Source organism: Bdellovibrio sp. HCB209 (assembly GCF_047306065.1).
Lineage (GTDB): Bacteria > Bdellovibrionota > Bdellovibrionia > Bdellovibrionales > Bdellovibrionaceae > Bdellovibrio.
Genome location: NZ_CP178618.1, coordinates 2,806,334 through 2,829,573, shown reverse-complemented (window position 1 = coordinate 2,829,573; position 23,240 = coordinate 2,806,334). Strand labels below are relative to the sequence as shown.

General features: G+C 45.5%; 17 protein-coding genes. 10 read left to right on the top strand and 7 right to left on the bottom strand.

Annotated features, from left to right (window positions below; genetic code table 11):
• Positions 1-17 precede the first annotated feature (17 nt).
• Positions 18-536 carry a hypothetical protein gene (locus tag ACLVWP_RS13720; RefSeq protein ID WP_413558011.1) on the top strand — a complete coding sequence of 173 codons (519 nt, stop codon included), beginning with the start codon at positions 18-20 and terminating at the stop codon, positions 534-536.
• A 60-nt stretch (positions 537-596) separates the two neighbouring features.
• Here ACLVWP_RS13720 and ACLVWP_RS13715 read toward each other — a convergent pair whose 3' ends face one another.
• Together ACLVWP_RS13715 and ACLVWP_RS13710 are read right to left on the bottom strand one after the other, a co-directional pair.
• Positions 597-911 (bottom strand): hypothetical protein, encoded by a 315-nt coding sequence (locus ACLVWP_RS13715; RefSeq protein WP_413558009.1) that lies wholly within the window; start codon positions 909-911, stop codon positions 597-599.
• Positions 912-1,040: 129 nt separating this feature from the next.
• Positions 1,041-2,354, bottom strand: a complete 1,314-nt coding sequence (locus ACLVWP_RS13710; RefSeq protein ID WP_413558008.1) for a hypothetical protein — start codon at positions 2,352-2,354, stop codon at positions 1,041-1,043.
• 286 nt (positions 2,355-2,640) lie between these two features.
• On the opposite strand from ACLVWP_RS13710, the gene ppdK reads away from it, so the two are divergent.
• Both ppdK and ACLVWP_RS13700 read left to right on the top strand, forming a co-directional pair.
• Positions 2,641-5,358: a pyruvate, phosphate dikinase gene (ppdK, locus tag ACLVWP_RS13705; RefSeq protein WP_413558007.1), complete on the top strand. Its 2,718-nt coding sequence runs from the start codon at positions 2,641-2,643 to the stop codon at positions 5,356-5,358.
• Positions 5,359-5,487: 129 nt separating this feature from the next.
• Positions 5,488-6,387, top strand: a complete 900-nt coding sequence (locus tag ACLVWP_RS13700) for a MipA/OmpV family protein (protein ID WP_413558005.1) — start codon at positions 5,488-5,490, stop codon at positions 6,385-6,387.
• Between the two features lie 2 nt (positions 6,388-6,389).
• Here ACLVWP_RS13700 and ACLVWP_RS13695 read toward each other — a convergent pair whose 3' ends face one another.
• Entirely contained in the window at positions 6,390-8,132 is a 1,743-nt protein-coding gene (locus ACLVWP_RS13695) for a hypothetical protein (protein WP_413558004.1), read from the bottom strand.
• A 186-nt stretch (positions 8,133-8,318) separates the two neighbouring features.
• Here ACLVWP_RS13695 and ACLVWP_RS13690 point away from each other — a divergent pair, with 186 nt between their 5' ends.
• The gene (locus tag ACLVWP_RS13690) at positions 8,319-8,909 is read left to right on the top strand and encodes a hypothetical protein (protein ID WP_413558003.1); all 591 of its coding nucleotides are present in this window, start codon (positions 8,319-8,321) and stop codon (positions 8,907-8,909) included.
• 452 nt (positions 8,910-9,361) lie between these two features.
• Complete coding sequence (gene smc / locus ACLVWP_RS13685; protein ID WP_413558001.1) at positions 9,362-12,949, top strand: chromosome segregation protein SMC; 3,588 nt, start codon at positions 9,362-9,364, stop codon at positions 12,947-12,949.
• Between the two features lie 201 nt (positions 12,950-13,150).
• Here smc and ACLVWP_RS13680 read toward each other — a convergent pair whose 3' ends face one another.
• On the bottom strand, positions 13,151-13,795 hold the full coding sequence (locus ACLVWP_RS13680; RefSeq protein ID WP_413557999.1) for a hypothetical protein: 645 nt from the start codon (positions 13,793-13,795) through the stop codon (positions 13,151-13,153).
• A gap of 170 nt (positions 13,796-13,965) precedes the next feature.
• Positions 13,966-14,718, bottom strand: a complete 753-nt coding sequence (locus ACLVWP_RS13675; RefSeq protein ID WP_413557998.1) for an SDR family oxidoreductase — start codon at positions 14,716-14,718, stop codon at positions 13,966-13,968.
• A gap of 107 nt (positions 14,719-14,825) precedes the next feature.
• Between ACLVWP_RS13675 and ACLVWP_RS13670 the strand changes: the two genes are divergently transcribed.
• From ACLVWP_RS13670 to ACLVWP_RS13650, 5 genes are all read left to right on the top strand, one after another.
• Entirely contained in the window at positions 14,826-15,725 is a 900-nt protein-coding gene (locus ACLVWP_RS13670; RefSeq protein ID WP_413557996.1) for a LysR substrate-binding domain-containing protein, read from the top strand.
• Positions 15,726-15,858: 133 nt separating this feature from the next.
• Positions 15,859-16,185: a hypothetical protein gene (locus tag ACLVWP_RS13665; protein ID WP_413557995.1), complete on the top strand. Its 327-nt coding sequence runs from the start codon at positions 15,859-15,861 to the stop codon at positions 16,183-16,185.
• Positions 16,186-16,319: 134 nt separating this feature from the next.
• Positions 16,320-17,075 carry a hypothetical protein gene (locus ACLVWP_RS13660; RefSeq protein ID WP_413557993.1) on the top strand — a complete coding sequence of 252 codons (756 nt, stop codon included), beginning with the start codon at positions 16,320-16,322 and terminating at the stop codon, positions 17,073-17,075.
• On the top strand, positions 17,072-17,260 hold the full coding sequence (locus ACLVWP_RS13655) for a hypothetical protein (RefSeq protein WP_413557992.1): 189 nt from the start codon (positions 17,072-17,074) through the stop codon (positions 17,258-17,260). Before ACLVWP_RS13660 ends, ACLVWP_RS13655 begins: the two co-directional genes overlap by 4 nt.
• An 80-nt stretch (positions 17,261-17,340) precedes the next feature.
• Positions 17,341-18,237, top strand: a complete 897-nt coding sequence (locus ACLVWP_RS13650; protein ID WP_413557990.1) for a LysR family transcriptional regulator — start codon at positions 17,341-17,343, stop codon at positions 18,235-18,237.
• A 12-nt stretch (positions 18,238-18,249) separates the two neighbouring features.
• Here the strand turns inward: ACLVWP_RS13650 and ACLVWP_RS13645 are convergent, their stop codons facing one another.
• Positions 18,250-19,059 (bottom strand): LamG domain-containing protein, encoded by an 810-nt coding sequence (locus ACLVWP_RS13645; RefSeq protein WP_413557988.1) that lies wholly within the window; start codon positions 19,057-19,059, stop codon positions 18,250-18,252.
• Positions 19,059-23,117 (bottom strand): beta strand repeat-containing protein, encoded by a 4,059-nt coding sequence (locus ACLVWP_RS13640; protein WP_413557986.1) that lies wholly within the window; start codon positions 23,115-23,117, stop codon positions 19,059-19,061. Before ACLVWP_RS13640 ends, ACLVWP_RS13645 begins: the two co-directional genes overlap by 1 nt.
• Positions 23,118-23,240 lie beyond the last annotated feature (123 nt).

The following is a 23,240-nucleotide window of genomic DNA, read 5'->3' as shown; positions in this document are numbered from 1 at the left end:
GAAAGGAGCCAGTTTTTATGAAAGTCATTCTGTTCGTTTTCTTGATCATTTTCGGTCTGAGCTCAAGTGTTCGAGCTCAGATGCAAGATCTACCAAATCCTGGCGATGAGCTTCCAATGCCTCTGCCGCCAGATAATCCCAATGACCCAGCTCCGCCACAACAACCAGCACCGCAACCTATTCCAGGTCGACTGAATGTCGGGGACCAAGTTCTGTCAGGTCCCTTTATCGGTAAGCAATATTATACGGGTGTCGTTACCCAGGTGTCTCGCGATGGCCGAAATGCCCAAGTTCGTGATGACCATGATCGCAAAATCTATCAGCGTGATGCGCGTCTGATCTCAAAAAAAATGAACTGTGGTCCGCGCGGAATCTGCCCTGGTGATCGGGTGATGGTGGGACCCATGAATGATCAAAAAATCTATTACGGAACTGTGACGGCAGTCTATGAACGGGGTTTATTCTTGGTTCGCTATGATGTGGACGGGCGAGTTTACGTTCGCCATGAGTCCTTAGTGGGTAAGGCCAGCGAATAAAAAAAAGGGAGCCTTTTGGGGAGGCTCCCTTAAGAGGGGGGATTCAATGTCTAATTCTTCTTAGTAAAGAAGGATTGGACCATTAGGGCTTGTGCGATAAAGGATGCCATCTACCTGAGAGCCAACAACCGGTCCGCACTCAAGCAAAACGCCTTGAGATTGAACTTCGTGTTTATCAAGTGGGCAACCATAAGCGGCGTTGAACATATTGTTACGACCCGCAAAAGAAAGTTGAGCTACGCAAAGATCGCCATCAGTTTCTTGGATGGCTACAACTGTACCTACTACTTGTGCATCTTCACGAGTGCAGGATTCGCCAGCAGCAAAAGCCGAAGAGCTTGCGATCAATGACAATAGAACGACCAACTTTTTCATGGATAAACTCCTTAAAATAAAAATCCGATCCGGCATTTTTAGCACAGGATCGGATCTTCACTAGGTGGAGTTTGCTGGAAATGTAAATTCTTAGGGAATGTCTAAAATCCAGACAGGCATTTCCTGGAATTAGAACATACCTACACGGAATCCCGTGTAGGCAGACCAGTTGCTGTCCAAATAAACGTTACCTGCGACAAAGCCCGGTGTTTTCACTTCGTATCCCACGAAATACTCAACTCGGTTATGACCGCGATAAGTGAACTCGACCGCTCCATCAACCAGCATGTCTGTTTCTGTAGCATCAAAGCGTTGGTCCTTCGGTTGAGCCCAGCCAGTTCCAGACAATGTCATATGCAAAGAGTCTGCGATTTCTGCTGCAACCCATTTTACAGTCAATCCCGGGAAGTATCGTTTGTTGGTCATTCCGTTATGCAAAGTGACCAACCATTTAGAATTGTGAATGTCCAAAAAGACATGCAAATCAATGTTTCCACCGAAAGAAGTTAGATAATGCGACGTCTTCGCATTGATACGACCCCAACTAGTTCTGAAGTCTTTGATGCCCAACAGGAAAGGATCTAAGAAGTTCAAATATGAAAGTTTGGATTGAAGCGAAAGGAAATCCTGCTCTTGTCCATTCAGATCCGACCATTTAATATAACGTTTGATGCCGACGCCGGAAGGGTGTGTACCTCGGGCCGTGTAGGCTTCGTCAGGACGAAACAGGTCATAAACCCACGCTGTACAGTCTAAGCCCGTAAAGTCGCGAATTTTAACATTAGCGCCCTCTTCGGCCATTTCATCATCTGTCGTTGTGTCGGCATCAGGTCCTGCACATTGCAACATGTAGGAGGTCACGTTCAAAGCATTAAGCCAAAGAAGAGTTTCATCGCGAGAACGAGCGTCTCGGAAGAAATGGGATTCTTCGACTTTTAGGTTTTGGTAAACCTGAGCTTCCATACCGGCAGAGCTTAATCGAACTTGATCCGCGGGATGGTCACGCTTTAAGGCGATAAGGGCGTCGTCACTGACGTGATCGACAGCTACAACTGCACTTCCTGTAGGCCACGCGTTCATTTCATTAAAGCTGGAAATTTGATGTCGGGTCATTACGGCTCTATGCCATTCTTCATGCGCCCAGCCGGGACCGATGGGATAAGTCATTGTGGCGAAGTCGTAAGCTGCCATGAGTCCGTATCTCCACCACAAACCTTCTTCGTGAGTATTGTCACCACCAAGAACTCTGTGAACCGTTTGTATGTAACTTGTTGATAGCGACATTGACTGTCGCATGCTGAACCAATCCGGTGGGTTGTCATCGCTGTTGTTAAAAGGGTAGTCGTAGACGGGAATTTCGAACCACACGCCATGTTCGTCGGCCTGTGCATTTGAAGTAAGAATCGTTGCCAGAAGAGTCAGTAAAAGTGCTTTTTTCTTCATAAGTTGTCGTTTCGTAAATAGAGATTTGTTGAAGCTCCTCAAGGTTTTGGTACTTCGTGGACCTTGTCAACGGGAAGTGGTGATGACTTGATGCGCTGTTGAGTTTCTCATTTGTTAAATAACTATTTGTTATAACAGATTTTTTTGTTCTTCAATTTTTGAACTTAAACTCTACTACTGCGAGGGGCGAAGTGTCGTAAGATTTCGTTGAAATTGAGGTCAGCGCATTGTCTTATTCTACTGTTTCAAGACATATAAATCGAACCGACAAACTGGAAGGAAAACTATGGACCAGAACGTCACTATCGAAAAACCAAAAGCGAAATCCGCTGTTCCGCAGAAGTTCGTATACTTCTTTGCTGCAGGTGACTCCGAAGGCAACGCAGGAATGAAAAACATCCTGGGTGGTAAAGGGGCCAACCTTGCAGAGATGACTTCTCTAGGAATTCCGGTTCCTCCGGGTTTTACAATCTCTACTGAAATCTGCACGCACTTCTATGAAGAGGGCGGAAAACTTCCTGATTGGGTTCGTCCTAAAGTGACTGAAGCCATGCAAAAGGTTGAAGCAAAGATTGGCAAAAAATTTGGTGATGTGAACAACCCATTGCTGGTTTCTGTTCGTTCGGGTGCTCGTGCTTCTATGCCGGGTATGATGGATACAATTTTGAACTTGGGTTTGAATGATCAAACAGTTGAGGGCTTGGCTAAGTCTTCTAACAACCCACGTTTCGCTTGGGACTCTTACCGTCGTTTTATCCAAATGTACTCTGACGTTGTTATGGGTATGAACTCTTCATTGCTTGAAGTAACTCTTGAAGACATGAAAGAGGAGAAACACTACAAGCTAGATACAGAGTTGACTGTTGATGACTTGAAATCTTTGGTTAAGAAATTCAAAGAGCTTGTTCACCAAATGACAGGTCAATCTTTCCCAACAGATCCCTGGGAGCAACTGTGGGGTTCAGTTTCTGCGGTATTCCGTTCTTGGAACACTCCTCGCGCGATCACTTACCGTGAACTTCACAGCATCCCAGCTGCTTGGGGTACAGCGGTGAACATCCAATCAATGGTATTCGGTAATATGGGCGATGATTCTGCGACAGGTGTTGCGTTCACTCGTAATCCATCAACAGGTGATCAAGCATTCTATGGTGAGTTCCTGATCAATGCACAAGGTGAAGACGTTGTTGCGGGTATCCGTACTCCTCAGCCAATCACTAAAATCGCAGCTGCTGCTGCGGGTGTGCAGTCTTTGGAAGAAGCTCTTCCGAAGGCTTACCAACAGTTGGTTGATATTTATAAAAAACTAGAAGGTCACTACCGCGATATGCAAGATATCGAATTCACGATCGAGCGCTCTACTTTGTGGATGCTGCAAACTCGTAACGGTAAACGTACGGCGGCCGCGGCTTTGAAGATCGCTTGTGACATGATCGATGAAAAGTTGATCACAGAGGAAGAAGCACTTCTTCGTTTGGATCCAGCATCTTTGGATCAGCTTCTGCATCCAACATTGGATCCTAAAGCACAAAAAACTCAGCTTGCGAAAGGCTTGCCTGCTTCTCCAGGTGGTGTGAACGGTCAAATCGTGTTCACTTCCGAAGAAGCGGTTGAGTGGAAAGAGCAAGGCAAAAAAGTCATCCTAGTTCGCGTTGAAACTTCTCCAGAAGACATCGCAGGTATGGTGGCAGCACAAGGTATCTTCACAACTCGTGGTGGTATGACATCTCACGCAGCCGTTGTTGCTCGTGGTATGGGTAAATGCTGCGTAGCTGGTTGCGGTGAAGTTGAAGTCGACTACCGCACCGAAACGATGAAAGTGAAAGGCTACGTTCTGAAAAAGGGCGATGTGATCACTTTGGACGGTTCAACTGGTGAAGTGTTCTTGGGCGAAGTTAAAACAATCGAGCCTAAACTTGACGCGTACTTTGAGCGCATCATGAAAATCGCAGATCGCACTCGTAAGTTGAAAGTACGTACGAATGCTGACACTCCGAAAGATGCACAAACTGCGAAAAATTTCGGTGCTGAAGGTATCGGTCTTTGCCGTACTGAGCACATGTTCTTTGGTGCTGATCGTATCGACGCTGTTCGTGAAATGATCATCGCTGATAACAAAATGGATCGCGAAAAAGCATTGTCGAAACTATTGCCAATGCAACGTGATGACTTCTATCAATTGTTTAAGATCATGGACGGCTTGCCAGTTACAATCCGTTTGTTGGATCCACCTCTTCATGAGTTCGTTCCGCACTCTGACGAAGAAACAAAAGAATTGGCTAAACGTATCGGCACTGACTTTGAACGTCTTCGTTCTAAAGTAAAAGCTTTGCACGAGTTCAACCCAATGTTGGGTCACCGTGGTTGTCGTTTGGCTGTTACGTATCCTGAAATCTATATCATGCAAGTTCGCGCAATCGCGGAAGCTGCATGCATGATGATGAAGGAAGGTTTGAAACTATCTGCTCCTGAAATCATGATCCCACTTGTGGCGACAGATAAAGAGCTAGATATGCTTCGTCACCAAGCTGAGACTGAAGTTAAAAAAGTTCAAAACGAAAAGAACATGAAATTCGATTTCGCAATCGGCACAATGATCGAGCTTCCTCGTGCGGCTCTGACAGCAGATGCTATTGCTGAACATGCAGACTTCTTTAGTTTCGGTACGAACGATTTGACTCAAACGACTTTGGGTCTTTCTCGTGACGACTCTGGCAGATTCTTGGGTTCTTACGTTTCTAGCGGCATCTTGCCAAAAGATCCGTTCCAATCTATCGACCAAGTGGGCGTAGGCGCCTTGGTTAAAATGGGTGTGGACTTGGGCCGTCGCATGAAGCCGTCATTGAAAATCGGCGTTTGCGGTGAGCACGGTGGTGATCCTGAATCGATCGAGTTCTTCCACAAGGTAGGACTAGATTACGTTTCTTGCTCTCCATTCCGCGTACCAATCGCAAGACTGGCAGCTGCAAGAGCAGCGCTTTTGACTAAAAAGCTACACTCTTAGTGAGTAAAACTTCATAAGTTTCAAAAGGGAGGCCGAGCCTCCCTTTTTTTATGCCGAAAGTGACCCTTTCTAACCATTTTGTCGGACTCGTCCAGTTGCGAAATCAGAGGAATGACCGATAATTCATATATGCGTTTTGTCATGGTCCTCTTTCTGGCACTTTCATTTGTTTCGGCTGCATTTGCGGAAGAGGAAGCTCCACCGTTGTGGGATTGGGGCTTTGGTCTGGGATATATTCGCTACGCTGATTATCCCTCTTCAGATGAATATTCCCAGTTGATGTTGCCGTTTCCTACTTTTCAATATCGTGGTGAATTCTTGCGTGCCGATGACCGTGAAGGTGGTCGTGCGTATCTTTTTAAATCAGGTAATTGGTCATTGGAACTTTCGGGTGGTGGGCGAATTGCACTGGATTCTTCTAAAAATAAAGCCCGTGAAGGCATGGAAGATTTGCCTTTTGTTTTAGATGGTGGCGCGCAGTTGGTTTATGCCAGTGGCAGAACTTGGGAATTTCAACTAGCACCCTATGCCTCAACGGCAGTCAGTGGATCTTACATCCGCCCGAACGGAATGCTATTCAAAGCGCAAGCGATCTATCGTTGGGAAGGGGAGACTCGTGGTCCATTCCCGGCTCCGATTATAATTACAGGTACCACGGCGCTGGAAGTAACAGCGGCCACTCAAGAATATATGCGCACATACTTTGAAGTCGATGCGGCCCATGCAACGGCAGGACGACCTTCTTATGATGCTGTTGCGGGATTTTTGAATAAGAATTTATCTTACTATCAACGTTTCTCATCGGGGCGTGTGTCGATGTATGTCGGCGCTTCGATTTCTGATTACACATGGTCAGCAAATCGCCAAAGTCCTTTGCATAAGTCAGATTACAATGTGGGCTGGGGAATGGGTTTCACTTATCAGTTCGGCGAATCCTCAAGACCGTCTATATCTCCTGAGGATACTCAAGGTGTGATCAATCGCTATCGTCAGCATCGACGTGAGCAGCGACTGATCCCGTTAGAATAATCTTATTGGCAAGAATGAGTAACCGCGCGACCATCGCGATTTGCTAGATTTTGGCAAGACGCTGGAGCCGCTTGTCCTGATTCAATTCGCAACTGCAAGGCACGGTATAGATCTGATGAGTGAATGTCTTTATCGTTCAGGTTGTACAGTGGTTGAAGCTTATCCATTAAACCACATCCGTAATTTCCAGTTTGAATTTGGTATTTGTTTTTAAGGACAACCATTACTTTTGCCGCAAACACGTCTGCGAAATCTTCGCTCAAGTATTTTTCAGAGCCCTGTTTTCTTTCAAGGCATTGGTTCGTAGAAGTCATAGAAGTCGCGTTAGAGTAGTCTTTAACGTTATGACCGATCTCATGAGCGAGAATTCCTGCTCCCATTTCTGGGTATCTGACTGAGTACCAGCTCACCAATACATGGCCCGAGTAAGTGTTCGTTTTATCGGAAATATCTGCATCAGGAATACGAGGACATTGATCGTCGGTCGTGTTGCCGTCTTTAGTGTTGAACATCGCATGAATCAAAAACATCGCATAAAGGGAATTGTCGGGAAGAGTACCAATCTCTTGGATTTGCTGCTTTAGATCTTTGTTTTTCATCTCTAAGGAACGCAACCATGCCTTGCTGTTTTCTTCGGCTGTCAGTGGATAGTTGAATTTAAGTTCTTGGATCTTTTGATAAACGGCATCGTTAGCACCAACGGTCTCCAAAGAGGCTTGGCGAGTGGATTCTGCGATCTTTTTGAAATTTTCCAACTCTACTGCTTGTGGATACAAATTGATCGATTGGAAGTAGCGAGCTTCACAGCTGTTGCTGATGGTTTTTTTGGACTTAATAGCCAGGGATGTTTTCAAGTCCGATTTGACATACATTGAATAGAGATCAGCTTGCGAGAGTTTGTATTGTTCTAACAGCTTAATGATGATGTCGTGGCCTTGCCCGTGCGTAAAGTGGTGCATAAGGCGAACGGAGAAAGCCAGGTCAGACAGGGCTTTCGCCTCTTCTGTTGTGATCAAGATATTATTATCGAGTTTAGAGATGATGAGGGGATCAACTGTTACAGCTCCAGCGATAATAGCGTTTAGCTGATTTAGTTTTAGCATCAGCTCTTGTAGTTCGCGTTTTGCAGCATTCAATAGGCTTAGATTAGGATGCATCTCAGAGAAATAAGTCCAATTGCCCATTTGGCGATAAGCGACGCTCGCTTTATAGAAGGGCTCTAAAGGCAAAATGTTGTCAAAGTAGGCTTTGAATAGCGGGAATTTTTCGCTGTTTTTAATAAAATACATCGCATGCAGAACTACGAGTTGGTCAGGCTCTAGTTTCTGAGTTGGAAATTTGTTTTCATTAGCTATCAAGACTTCCAAGCTGTTACGAGCTTTCTCTTGTTGAAGTTGTGCATTTTTTTCGAGCGCTGGAAGGATGTAAGTTGCGTAGTATTGCTGTTGTTCCGCCGTCGGTTTTGCAGCAGCTTCAACAAGCTTTGGAATACTTGGATATTTTTTGAAGTCTTCAGCACAAAGATCCATCGTGCAAGAATACTCCAACGGATATTGTTCTTTTAGTTTTTGGTTCTCTGGCGTGTTCGCTGTAAATCCACGATTGTCTTTGCTGGCGCTGTCTCCAGCGGGGTTGGATTGTGTTAGTTCAGCAGATTTAAGCGGGGGAGCTTTTTCTCCAACGCCTTGGCGGCAAGCGGTTAGGCTCATAATCATAGCTAAAGAGAAGATAGTTAACTGTCTCATTATGAGAATCTCCCGTGTTTGGTTCTACACCTGTCAAACTTCTAACAGCGCCCTGCAAGCTATTGGTTTTCAATACCAGCAGTGAGCGCGCAATATTCTAGAGAGCACAGAGGGTGCCGAAAAAAACTAAACAGTGCCGTGTGTTATGGTTCGACAGTAAAGTTACCTATGTTTAATGATTAAAGAATGAAATCTCAAACATCTAAAAGCCCTAGCTATCGCGACTTCCTCTACGAAGAATTCAAAAAAAGAAGAACTAAAGAACCGTCGTATTCGTTGCGTGGCTTTGCGCGGGATTTGGAAATGAATCCTTCGCGGTTGAGTGAGATCATGAATGGGAAAGTCGGTCTGTCTGATGTGAAGGGGATGGAACTTGCTGATCGTATCGGGTTGACTGATAAAGAGTGCGAGTACTTCCTGGATTTGATTCGTGCCGAACATGCGCGCAGTGCTCTGGCAAAAAAAGAAGCCCAAGAACGAGTGCGCGAACATCAGAAAACAATGAGTGGTCTTTTCGATGCAAAGGATGAGGGGCAGTGTTTGGCTGTTCTGCAATTGGTGCAGCGGACTTCACAATCAGCCCAACATGAATCCATTCATGATGACGAATCTTCGTCGAGGGTCTTTGCGATGAACTCCGCGCAATTGGCGTATGCGAAGGATCGCTTGCAAGAGTTCCACTCATCCTTGGTAAAAGATCTGCAAGCAATTCCTGGCACCGATAAAGTGTATGGACTGTCACTTCAACTTTTTGAAGCGAATAGCGATGCGGACTAACGCGTAAAGTACGTAACCAGAATCGCCAAAGTCAGCGACGTCAAAAGAACTCGAAGGGCTGCATATTTTGGAAATGTGGTCTTCGGGTAAATTTCTGTTTTTTTGTACTGCATAGATGCCTCCTGATAACCGTAAGCTTAGTGATCGCTGGGTCAAAGAAGCCTCAAATTAGGGCTGAGCCCCATCAAAACTATATAAAGATGTATCAAGTTGAAGAATGCGATTGCTGCATAGCGATTAACGCACAATAGCTTTTGAGTGGATTGCATGGGGATCTTCTGCTTAACTTTTCAGCGTTTAGAGATGTTTTAAAAGCCCACAGTTGACATAGTTCCGCGTAGCTTAGAGAGTTAAATGGCCTTTGGTCTAGCTAGACCTTGGGCTTGTATATTTTGAGGGGAGTGTTGAGGTCTGGAGGCCGCAACACATGTAGCTCAAGAGGGGAATATACCTTGAGAATTAAAAAGATTGAACTCATTGGTTTTAAGTCGTTCAAAGACCGCACAGTCATCCATTTCGATGCTGGTATCACGGGTATCGTGGGACCAAATGGTTGCGGTAAATCCAACATCGTAGATGCTCTTATGTGGGTAATGGGTGACCAGTCCGCGAAAGATCTTCGTGCGTCGCAAATGACGGACGTTATCTTTGGTGGTGCTGAAGGTTACGCGCCACTAGGTATGTGTGAAGTGTCTTTGACACTTGAAAACGATGGCGGAGCATTCCCAGCTAAGTACATCAAACACTCTGAAATCATGGTGACTCGTCGTCTTCACAGAAATGGTGAGGGTGAATACTTCATCAATAAAGAACCTTCTCGTCTAAAAGACTTGCAAGAGATCTTTATGGATACGGGTGCTGGTTCAAAAGGTTTCTCTATCATCGCTCAAGGTATGATCGGTAAGATCATCACTTCGAAACCTGAAGACCGTCGTATGCTTATCGAAGAAGCTGCGGGTATCACTAAGTTCAAAGCTCGTAAAAAAGAATCTCAACGTAAGTTGATTCAAACAGATCAAAACTTGCTTCGTTTGCAAGACATCGTGGGCGAATTGAAACGCCAAATCGATTCTTTGCAAAGACAAGCGCAACGTGCAGAACGTTACCGCAACATCAAAAACCAAATCGAAGATTTGGATTTGTGGTTGTCGACAGCTCAATTCGTAGAATTGAAGCGTGCAGCTGATGAAGCTCAAGCGATCTTCACTGAAGCGCAAAACATGGAAATCGAAGGCGATGCGAACCTTTCGACTCTTCAAGGCCAATTGGAAGTTTTGAAACTTCAAATCCTTGAAAAAGAGAAAATGGTTGAAGAACACCAAACGGTTCACTTCGATAAGCAATCCACTGTTCAAAAGAAAGAGATGGAGATTCAAGAACTTCGTTTCGAAATTGAACAGGCTCGTCGTAATGAGCAAATGACTGGTACGATCTTGCAAGAACAGCAAGCACGCCAAGAATTGCTAGCTCGTGATAAAGCAACATTGGACGAACAAATCACAGAACTTAAGGAAGAAGCTGAAACACTAACAGCGACTTTCACAGAGAAAAACGACATCTTCCAAAACTTCAATTCCCGTATCGGAACTGTCGATGAAGATTTGACGACGAAACGCCGCGAACTATTCGCAGTGGGTCAGTCAGAGTCTTCTTTGGATGCTCGTGTGAATTCATTGTCGGCACAAATCGCTGATTTGACAGATCGTCAAGACAACGAACAACAAGTGTTGAATGAACTTCGCGAAAAACAAGTTGAGTTCGAAGGTCGCCGTAAAAAAGTGATGAACGAACTTGATAAAGAACGCCAAATGCAATTGGATTTGGCTTCTGACGTAGACTCTTTCGAAGCTAATAAAAAGATCCTTTCGGATTCATTGGCAGAGAAAAAATTGGAAGTGGAATCATTCAAAGACTCTTTGAATGAAACGGCTTCTCGTTTGTACGGTCTTGAAAACTTGCAAAACAACTTCGAGGGCTTCCAAGAAGGTGTGAAACAAGTGATGTTGTGGCAAAAAACTCGTTCTCAAGAGTTGATGGCGGATGGTTCCGTTGTCACTCACTTCCAACCTGTATCTGAGGTTGTTGAAGTTCCAGCTGAGTACGAAGTAGCTATGGAAGCAGCATTGGGCTCACGCCTACAAATGCTTTTGTCTTCTGATTCTAACATCGCAGTAGACGCTGTTTCTCACTTGAAAGAACAAAAATCAGGTCGTTCTAGCTTCATGTCTGCTAGCGATCAATCTTTGGCTTTCAACCGTGCGGAAGCACCAATCGGTCAAGCTGGCGTACAAGCTATCTTGAAAGATGTTGTTAAAGCGGCTGATAAATTCCAAAACGCTGTTACTTATATGTTGGACGGTGTTGCGATCGTTGATTCTATCCGTACGGCTTTGAATCTTCGTGCGACATACGCTGGTTGGACATTCGTGACTCTTGACGGTGATACGTTGACGGCTGACGGTGTTTTGACGGGTGGTTCTTCTGAATCAGCTGACTCTGGTATGCTTAAACGCCGCCGTGAGATCAAAGAGTTGTCAGAGAAAAAAGACGAATACGCTGGAAAACTTCAATTGGCGCAAATGGCTTTGAAAAAAGTCGAAGAACAATTGAACAACGTATTGAACGATTTCGAAGGCGCTCAAAAACGCAAAATGGATCAAGAGATCAAAGTTGCGGAATTGAGAAAAGACCTAGAACGTGCTGAGAATGAAGTTCAAAACGCTCAAGCAGCGGTTGAACGCCAAGAACGCGAAGTCAAAAAACTGACAGAGCAATTGGAAGTTCAAGAACAAAAAAATGAAGAATTAAGCCAAGCCTTGATCGAAGCTCGCGAGAAGAAAGTTCTTCTTGAGGGTGAGGTTGAGTCGTTGAACTCTGAATTGAACTCTGTTCGTTTGGGCTTTGACGGTCTTCAAGCTGAAGTAACTGATCTTCAAGTAAGATCTGCTTCTAAAACTCAAGAATACCAAGGTGTTTTGAGACAGCTTGAAATGGTTACGAAGTCATTGAATGACCTTGAAGCACAATTGGCTCGTATGAGCGAAGAAGCTGAAGGCTACAACTCTCAAATGACTGAGAGCCAAGTGACTTTGGAAGAAAAGAAAATCGAATTCGAACGTCTATTGGATGAAGTTGAGCAATTGAAATTGCAAGCAGCTCGCACTAAAGACGAATACGAAGTGATGTCTGAATCTATCCGCGCGATCGAAGAGGAAGCTAGTACTTCTCAACGTCTTCGCAACGAAAGACAGCACAAAATGAACGACTCTCAATTGAAGCTTGAACAAGCTAAGATGAAAGAGCAGTACCTGATCGAGCAAATCCGTGAACGTTATATGTTGAACCTTCCTGATGTTGTTGAAAAATACATCAATAAAGAAGGCGACTTCATGGAAGCTGACGCTCAATTGAAAGATCTTCGCGAGAAATTGGCGAAAATCGGTGAAGTTAACTTGTCAGCGATCGAAGAGTACGAAGAAACAGCAACTCGTTATGAGTTCTTGACGAAACAACACGCGGATTTGACTGAAGCGAAAGAGCAACTTCGTAAAGTTATCGATCGTATCAACAGAATCTGTTCTAAACGTTTCAAAGAGACATTCGACTTGGTTAACGAACGTTTCACTCGCGTATTCCCAGTGCTATTCGGCGGTGGTGAAGCATGGTTGGAACTTGTTGAAGAAACAGAGAAGAACGAAGCGGGTATCGAAATCATCGCTCGCCCTCCAGGTAAGAAAACACAAAACGTGTCTTTGATGTCCGGTGGTGAGAAAGCTTTGACTGCGGTAGCACTAGTATTCTCGATCTTCTTGGTGAAACCATCACCATACTGCTTGCTGGATGAGGTTGACGCTCCACTTGATGACGCCAACGTATTCCGTTTCAACGACTTGGTTCGCGAGATGGCTAAACGTTCGCAAATCATCGTTGTTACCCATAACAAGCACACGATGGAAGTTGCTAAGAAACTTTACGGCGTAACTATGCAAGAGCGTGGTGTATCGACGATGGTTTCTGTATCTCTTCAAGACATCAAATAACCCGAAGCGGTGAAAAAGGCCCAGCCGACTTCGTTGTCAGCCGGGCCCTTGCTCTTCGGCGTACTTTGAGTACGCCTGCGTGGCAGGTCCCGACTTCCGCCTCGCGTCTGAACCTTTTTGACCGCTTCTGGCGTTCTCGGTTCATAGATTCCAAAAACTAAAAACCCCAGGTGCATAACACCTGGGGTTTTTTCTTTTCTGCTACGTGGAAAGATCAATATCTTCGCCAACAACTTTGAACGTGCCGGGGTGGGCAGAGTCATTGGTTGGTTCGATTGTTACGGTACTACCATAACCTTGGATTTTGATTGCAGGTGTGGTGATGCCGTTGATGACTGCATATGCTTGGTAACCTTCGCTTGGAGCTGTGATTTTCAAATTTGAAGTGGAGGCACTTGGAAGGACTACGGTTTGTAGGACGCGAGCGCCGCCACCGTCCGGAGAATCTGTTCCGAAGATGGTGAATTGTACCGGCGTAGTCAGAGTGTTTGTGAAGGCAATGCTGTCTACGTTAGAGCGCAAAGACTCTTCCATTCCGAATGCCACTGAGTTATCAGGGTTTTCTTGGAGAGCGGCTGTGAAGTCCGCCAAACCATCCATCAGAACGGCTTCTGTAGATACTTTTTCTCCGTTGATAATCGCGGTGGCATTGACTCTGTAGTAGTCATTCAGCTCTCCGATTGTAGTTGTACTTGAGCGAAGCATAGTTTGGGAGACGATGAGGTCTCCTTGTTTGATAACTAGCTTCGTTGTGAAGTGAGTGTTGTTGTGGATTGTTACACCGCCGGATGCGAATGCCAGAGACGATGAGCCAAGAAGTGCGATTGTTAGAATTAGATTTTTCATTTTAAGATCCTTTCGATGTGTGTTTTCGAAAGGATATAAAAGCAATCGCTGTACCAAGTGTTTGAGGCTGTAGGATCGACTTTATAAGATCTGAGCGAGGGCCTGCCGAAGTGACGGCAGGCTGATCTGCTGGAAAATCGGAGGCTGCCGGGAGCCCGGCAGCTTAAGAGTTAGAGGAAAATACCACCAGAGGCTTCGATTCTTTGCGCGTTCACCCAACCCATGTCGTCTTGGACTAAGCTTGCGACCAATCGGCCGATGTCTTCTGCCTCACCCACGCGACCTAGTGCTGTTTGCGAGGAAAGCATGGCGTTCATTTCCTTGTTGTCGCGAACGCGGCCTCCGCCAAAATCAGTGGCGATCGGTCCAGGGGCTACAACATTGGCTGTGATTTTACGGGGACCCAGTTCTTTCGCTAAGTAGCGAGTCCATGTTTCCACGGCTCCCTTTAAGGCGCCGTAAGCAGAGGATCCGGGAACTGAGAAGCGTGCAAGTCCACTTGAAACATTCACGATGCGTCCACCGTCATTCATCAAGGGAAGAAGTTTTTGAGTCAGGAAGTAAGGCCCTTTGAAGTGGACGTTTTGTAGTTGATCAAAAATCTCTTCAGTCATTTCTACGAAAGGAACGTAGGCTCCGGTCCCAGCGTTGTTAACTAAGTAATCGAAACGATCCGCAGAGAATTTCGATTTCAAAACATCTTTTACGGAGCCAGCAAATGCTGCAAAGTTTTTGGAGTTAGAAACATCCAATTGGATAGCTGCGGCTTTGCCGCCGTTCTTTTCAATTTCAGCGACGACCTTGTCGGCTTCGTCTTTTTGACTGTTGTAAGTAAGGATGACGCCGATGCCTTTGGTCGCCATATTAAGTGCTGAGCTTTTACCAAGTCCGCGGCTTCCGCCAGTGATGATTGCGATTTTCATTTTAGTACTCCTTGTGATATCTCTAATTTAGCCTGTTCATAATTCTGAATAAATAGGCTATAATTAAAAACACTGTTCAAGAATTACGAACAATCCCCGAGGGACATATGGATCGTATCGAAAGTATGCAGATTTTCATGAAGGTGGCGGAACTGGGGAGTTTTACGGGGGCTTCTGAGCATTTAAGCCTGCCCAAAGCGTCTGTTTCAAATGCCATTCAACAGCTAGAAAACAATCTTGGAACGAGACTGTTCCATCGCACAACTCGGAAAGTTCAACTCACTCAAGATGGAGTTACTTTTTTCGAGCGTTGTCGAGATCTCCTATCCGATGTGGATGAAGTCGAGAGCATGTTCCGCAAGGATCCCTCCTTGGTCAGCGGCAGAATTCGTGTGGACATGGGAGCTGCCATTGCTCGTAATGCCGTTGTTCCTCGGTTGCCGGAATTTCTAAAAAAATATCCAGGCGTACAAGTTGAGCTGAGCTGTTCTGATCGCAAGGTCGATTTAGTGCGTGAAGGATTTGATTGCGTGATTCGCGTGGGAAATCTGGCGGATTCAGGATTGATTGCCAGACCCATCGGTAAATTCACCATCGTCAATTGTGCCAGCACAGCCTACTTGGAAAAATACGGCAGACCTAAAAAGCTCGAGGACCTGCAAAATCACTTTTTGGTTCATTACGTCCAAACCTGGGGTGGAAAGCCCGATGGCTTCGAGTACTACGATGGTGAAAAATTTAGAACTCTTTCGATGAAGTCCAAGATCACCGTGAACAATGTCGATTCCTACACGGCGGCTTGCTTAGCAGGCCTCGGTATCATTCAAGCTCCCAGAGTGGGGAAGGATGAATATCTGATGAAGAATAAGCTCGAGGAGATTCTTCCTAAATATAAAGCGGAACCAATGCCTGTTTCGATCGTCTATCCTCATCGCAGGAATGTGGCGAAGCGAGTGCAGGTCTTTATGGATTGGCTTGAGAGCATACTTAAGGACTACGTAGAGTAGTATAAACGCGCAGCATATTCTGCCCCCATAATTTGGGGGCTAACTATAAAAAATGAAAATACAGTGTACTGCAAGTTGCCTGCGACTTTTCTGTGCAGTAGGTTGAGAAAAAAAATCTGTGGGGGATTTAACTATGATGGCAGCGTTCGCATTTGTCGCGATGATGTTTATTTCTATTTCTGCATTCTGTTCATTTAAAAAACACGCTCAAGGTGATGTGACGATGAAGTTGGATGCTTCAACAGCACAGATCAACTTGGAAGAGCCAGCAACTTTGACTGTGGGTCAGCGCATGGCTGTGTTCCGTTCTGAATGTCGCGGTGGTCGTTTTTCTGTTTGCACGAAAGACCGTGTGGGCTTTGCCAAGGTTTCTAAAGTTCACGATAAGAAATACGCTGAAGTGACGATGGATAAAGACGTCTATTTCGAGACGGGTTATGCTGTAGAAAGCGAAAAATAAACTCTGTAAAGTTTGTTTTACAAGTTTCAACGATGAAGTCGAACTAAAAGGCGTCGACTTCATCAAGAACCCAGTTGCCTCCGATGAGTTTGGCCCCTTATGCTAAACAAAGACGAACGGCTCATGGGGTTCTAATGTTTTCCTGGATTATCACATCCACTCTTATATTTCTCTCTAGTTTTGCTTGGGCAAATTCACCGAAGCAACTTCACTTCGTAACTTACGAACTTCCACCTTATATGAAAAAAGATCTCCCGGAAGGGGGAGCTGCGATCGCTGTTCTTAAGGAACTTTTTAAAAAGCAAGGCTACGACATCAAAGTAACTTTTGCCGCCGTTGGCGATACGCCCAAGAAAGCTGCAGAGTTAAAAGACACAGTGGGATATTTCCCAGAGGTGGCAGAGAATCTGCCCAAGAATTTTATCCTTTCCAGAAATGTTCAGCAAAGCACTTGGAGTTTGGCTGAAAGAGTAAAGAACCCGATCTCTTGGAAGAACCACTCAGACCTTACCAAGTACCGCATTGGAAATGTTGTCGGTTACGAGATCGCCGGAGTTTTGAAACCTCTAAGAGATAAAAAACTTTTGCAGATCGAAGACGTCGGCAGTGACGAAGAGAATTTATTAAAACTTGCTAAAGGCCGCGTTGATATGGCGTTCATTGATATGAGTACATTTGCAAAACAAATGGAAAACAGTGAAAAGCTCAAACCGTACAAAGATAAACTGCGTTTGAATCCACGACCTCTGCAGGTCTATCAGTACGGAGTAGCGTTCAAAAACACGGCTGAGGGCAAAGAAGCGTTGAGAGTTTTCAATAGCACCTTTTCAGAGAGTGATTTCATGAAAAGTGTTGAGGCCTATTTTATCAAGAACAAGGGGCTGCTGTGATATTTGTTGTTATCAGCTCGGTTGTTGCGATTTTGATTGGTGTCTGGGTACGACATGTGGATGTTGATAAGAAAAAGAACACAACCGTGGATCGTCGTAAACTCACCCCACTTCAGATAGTTTATTCCGCTTGTTTTGCTTATCCGTTCTGTGCCATCTACGTGTGGCTAGAAAACCTATTGTAAACTCAAATTAATCTTTGGATTCATGAATTAGACTGATAGCATTTAAGTATCTATAAATTAGATATTTAAAAGGATCAGGCGTGGAACTCAATTATTTGCGCGCGTTTTTCGAAGTCGCTAAGGCCGGAAAATTTTCCGAGGCCGCTGCCAAGCTCAACATCAGTCAAAGTGCTCTAAGTCGTTCGGTTTCTTTGCTGGAAGAATCTGAAGGCGTTGTACTTTTTGATCGCTCCAAAAGTGGAGTGGAGTTGACGGCAAAGGGACGCCAGGTTTTTCATCTGTGTGAAGATCTATTTAGAACTGAAAAAGCAATTGAAAACCTGTGCCGCGAGGTTCAGGAAAAATGCGAGGGTCCTCTGCGATTTGCGGCGACTGATAACGTGATCAACGATTATCTAGTGGAGCCATTGCATGGTTTCCGTCGTAAATATCCAAAGGTCATTCCAAGTATCACCTCGGGGCCTCCGGATGATATTATCAATTCCTTGATTCACACGGAAAATGAATTTGCCCTGTTGTTTGCAAAGGTCGCGATTCCTAATATCGAGTACCGCCGACTGACATCTGAGTTTATGGCCTTGGTTTGTAAACCAGAAATTTGGAAAGAGTGTAAGTCCTCAAGCAACGATAAAACCTTGGCGAAAGTTTTAGATAATTACGGGTATCTGTGTTCAATCGGAGCTTTGTTGGAATCTCGTCCTAAGCGAGTGATCATGGAGCTTTTCGGTGAGGCTCCGCAAATTGGTTTAGAAACCAACAGCCAAGAAGCACAAAAACGTTTCTGTCTGGCCGGGGAGGGATTGGCTTATCTAACTCGCTCGATGGTTGTGAAAGAAATTTCCAACGGTGAATTGTTCGAAGTTCCTGTGGAGCATCCTCATCAATTCAATTTGTGGCTCGCCCAAAAGAAAGGCCGTCAGCTCAGTTTGGCAGCACGTACTTTTATTGAACATTTCACAGAAGATTTAGAAGAATAGAGGAAAAGATTTTTATCTAACTCCATTTTTTTGGCGATTGTAGATTGTTAAAATATCAGAAGCAGTAAGAATCGAATTGAAGATTGCTATTTCGTCAAGCATAGCGGGAGAGGGAAGGGGATCTGCACACATGGTGCTTCCAAAGCTAATGGGGGCAGTGGGACTGCAGACTCCGGTACCCATTATGATAGAAATAGTTTTATCAAGGGTGCCGTCCACATACATCAACATTTGCGAGGATGCAATAGTGATTGCAACGTGATGCCAGGTTCCGTCGAGTACATCCCCAGTGCTGTAATCCGATTGGTTGTTGTTGCCGCTGGTGTTGATAGTGATTTCAATTTTTTTGGTGTTGCTATGTTGTTGAAAATACCAACCAGCATCCGTACATGAATTTTGATTAAAATTTCCGGCTATGCTCGTCCACCAATTTGAGGTCGTCGCATTCCATTTTACCCACATCATGATTGTAGAATTTGTGCATACGTTCGCGGGGGAAGTCCGCGGAATCGTAACACTTGAAGAAGTAGTGAACGTAAGGCCTTGTTCTAGCTTACCGACGGCGTAAGAAAGTCCGGAAGCGGAGGTCGTCCCATTGGAAGTTCCAAATAAATCGTGAATGATGGCAGAAGCTGCAATAGTTCCGGTTTTTCCGTCCATACGGTAATAGGCTTTCAAGTTGCTCCACTGTGGTGTCCACGAAATATCAAGTTGATTGGTCGCTGTTTGTGCGGCCAGCAACGCACCCGTCGTGCCAAATGTATTCGCCTGTAACGCGAATGGAGCAATTGTAAGAAGAAATAAAAACGTGATGGATCTCATTACTGGTACCCGCTGGCCCATGTAATCCAGCAATCGTAAGTCGAGCCGTTATAGACGGTAATAATATTATACATGGTACTTGTGCTGGCGACAGTGGCGGTATTCGCAGGTTTATACTTGCTCGTATTACATCCGGTGAAAGTATAGGTACGCGAAGTCGTATCACTAACCAGCAGAGTATAGTTTCCACCATGTACCATATTTGACAGCGTAATAGCAGATCCTCCCACAGCGGTAAGAGTGATTGTGTTTGATGTCGAAAGGTTCACTGTTGCACCAGATACTGTGGAAGCAGTGCTTACGATGGAACCTGCAACCTCAAGTTTTGCATTTGCACTTGGCGTTGCTGTATTGATACCGACTCGTCCCGCAAAGTAGTTTCTGTCACTAGCACCGTTTTGATAGATCCCGTAGCTGTTGGTCGTTCCGCCCATTGAATCGATGACAACTCCGTATCCGTTAGTCAGTGTGCTAGTTCCAGAAATATTGGTAGAAACATACAGACCGCGGAACGTATCAGTGGTGCCCGAAGTTGATGTGGTGATGTGAGAATAAACACCATTGATAGAGCCCATGTTGCCAGCCGCAAATTTACTGATTAATGCTTCTATGGCATTGGCATTTCCAATTATTCCCGTGCCACCTTGCTCAACCAATCCTGCCACACCGGTTAAGGTGGCTCCATTTAAACGTGTGTTGCTGGCATAATTTGCGACGGTGCCCTGGCTTCCGTAATAAGTGGCGGATGAAGCTGCTGTAGGTTCGGCCGTCGCATAGAAGAAGTTCGTGTACAACTGACCTGAGTTTCCAGTAAGAGCGGTACTGACGTGAAGTTTGGAGGTGGGAGACGCGGTTCCCATGCCGATATTTCCTGTGGCGCTGATAAACATTTGAGTTGTGCCACTAGTTTCCAAACTAAGTGTTCTGGCATCATTAGTGCCGATGATGGCGTCCACCCCAAAAGTATTACCACCGTTTGTGAATACTCCCGATGCTCCAGTAATCGGAAGATCTGCGGATGCAATCGTTCTGAATGTTGGGTTACCTGCAGAACCATTGGGGGCAGCCAAGAATGTATTCTGTGTTTGTGAACCGAAACCAGAAGGGGTCAGACTGACCACTTGGCATGCCCAGCCAGACACAGTCCATGTAGCGACATGTCCTGCCGTGCTGCAGGTGAAATCAAAAAATTTTCCTGTAGAATCTTTAAGAACCATGCTGGTAGTTGCCGCATTCACGCCGGTAAAGTTCATGTTTGTGCCCAGGATAGTAGCTGAAGCAATTTTTCCTGTCGTTACAGCGCCTGCGGTAATCGTGGGATTCGGATATGTTCCTGTTAAGTCTCCACCGGCTGTGGCCCCTGACTGCATAGCGCCGGTGATGCGAGAGTCATTGCCGGCAGCGAATGTGGTTGCAGATGTTCCTTGAAGGCTGGCAATCGTAATGTCCGTCGGTGCTGCTGCCGAGCCAGTGTTATTACCTTTTAAAGTATTTGCTGCCATGTTGGCCATTTTTGTGTTGGTCACAGCACTGTTGGCAATTGTTGCAGCGGCAGAACCAGGGCCCGCGGCTGTTACATCGCCGGTTAGTGCAGTGATGTAGTTGCCGGCCGCTTGCTTGGCTGCGAATGAGTCGTAATCAGTTTTATTTAAAAGACCGGCACTGACGCCCGATGCGGAAGCCATGGGAATATTCAAAGTATGAGTGTTAGAAGCAGAAGACCATGAGGGAGCTGTACCCGATGTTCCAGGTACAGCAAAAGTTTGTGCCGAACCAGACTCACCATTTAGGGAAGTTAATCCTGCGCCGGAAACTCCTAAAGCTTGGGCTGTAGAGCCGTTCCAATACTTTACTTGGTTTGTATCACTGTTAAACCAAGTTCGGCCTTTATCAGAACTATTCCAACCCGCAATCAAAGTTGCTTCAGTTGTATTTGTAAAGATGCCTAATCCCAATGAACCGGTCATCACATCACCAGCTTTGTTTACAGGCGTGTACGTTAAAGCTGTGGTGATATCTCCTGCTGCTAAATTAGCCCCCGTGGTTACACGTCCTTTTGCATCCACGGTGACTTTAGTATAAGTTCCAGCGGTTGCCACATTTGCCAGAGTCAACGCTCCTGCATTTGAAAGAGTCGCATCGCCCGACATCGTGACGGCAGTAGCTGTGCCACTAACTCCGACCCACAATTTACCATCGGCAAGTGAGGGTTGTAAGGGCGAAGGTGTCTGACAAGAAAATCCAGATGCAGTCCAAGTCGGAATATCACCTGCAGTAGTACAAAGGAAATTTACAAATTTGCCCGTCGAATCTTTTAGAACGATTCCGGTGGTGGCGCTATTGGCTCCCGTGAAATCCAGATTAGTTCCTAAAATCGTCGCAGTGGCAATCTTGCTAGAGGTCACGGCGCCCGAAGAAATTGTAGGATTTGGGTAAGTACCATTAAGGTCACCACCCGCAGAAGCGCCTGATTGAAGAGCACCCGTAATACGAGCGTCATTACCTGCAGCGAATTGATTTGCGCCAGTTCCTTGCAGTGAAGAGATCGTCACATCAGAAGGAGCCGCAGCAGAACCTGAGTTGTTACCTTTTAAAGTATAAGAAGGCATATTCGCCATTTTTGCATTTGTCACAGCACTGTTGGCGATTATTGTAGCGGTAGAGCCAGGACCCGTCCCGGTCACATCACCAGTCAGAGCGGTGATGGCAGAACCTGATGAACCAACCGCGATTGCAGTCGTACCATTCCAGTATTTCAACTCATTAGATGTCGAGTTGAACCAGATTTTACCTTTATCAGCAGCAACCAAACTTGGATCAGAAGTATTATTTGAAACATGCAAACTTCTACCAGATGACATTGTCATGTAGCCGATGTTTGTGATGTTGTTAGTATTCATGTCAATGGCACCAGCCATCGTACCGCCAGCAAGAGGCAATTTTGTTGAATCTGTTGTTGAAGCCGCTTGGCATCCCCAGCCTACAGAAGTCCACGTAGCAACGTGGCCTACAGTAGAACATGCGAACTCTGCAAATTTTCCTGTAGAGTCTTTAACTACAAGAGTAGATGTCGCGATATTGGTGCCTGTGAAATCCATGTCAGCACTAACGATCGTACCATCAGCAATTTTAGCACTTGTAACAACGCTATTTGCGATCGTTGGACCAGGATAAGTACCACTCAAATCACCACTCGCAGAGCCCGACGGGGCAATTCCACTGATCGTCGTATTTACGACATTGGTGATACGCCCCAACGCATCGACAGTGAATACAGGAACTTGTGTCGCGGAACCATAAGTGTTGGCAGTAACTCCCGAGTTCGCAAGTGAAACCGTTACTCCTCCGGAAGAACCTCCTCCAGAAAGTCCAGTTCCGGCGGTAACGGAAGTGATTGTACCAGCGCCTGCACTGGTTAAAGTGGAGCAAGCAAATTTCGATTGAGATGAATTCCAAGTAAGAAAATTTCCGGCGCTTCCACAGGCGGCAGGGACGTCTGTTTTCAACATAAAATCATTGGAGGTGTAAGATCCTAGTTTATAGGAGGTGAATGAATAGCCAGCATAAGGAACAGCTCGAATTTTGTTATCAGGAGTGACGGAATTCCAACCGCTGCCATCGTGAAAAGCCACTCTTAAAAGTCGGCCATCTGACGGGTTGGCTACATAAGGGGCCGACATCGAAGGAGAGCAAGTATATGAATTGCCATTGGCGACGCAGGATCCGCACTGATAACTTAAAGCATTGTTAAAGACATCAATGACAGTGACAGCGGGCGAAGAAATATATTGAACGCTGCCGGTTCCGATAGGCACATCGAATATGCCATTGGAGTTTGTCATATCCACGCCATTAAATTGCTCTTGATAGATCACGCATTGGCCGTCAGGTGAGGTGATTTTAAAAAGAAAGCTAGCGTTGTTATACTCGAAGGCCTGACCACTCGAGGTCAGTATGCGACCTTGATAAGTCAAAGAGGTCGCGCTCGCTAATGCTAAAGATGACGAGAGAAATAGCACGAGAGTGATAATTTTTTGGAGATGGTTTCCAAAACGCACAATTCCTCCTTACTTAACATTCCGGGAGAGGCCCATGCTGTTGCTATCGTCCGGTCCCTAAGGTTGCATGAGTGGAAACACGAGTTTCTATTGCGAAACTGTTTTGAATAGAAACGGTAAAAG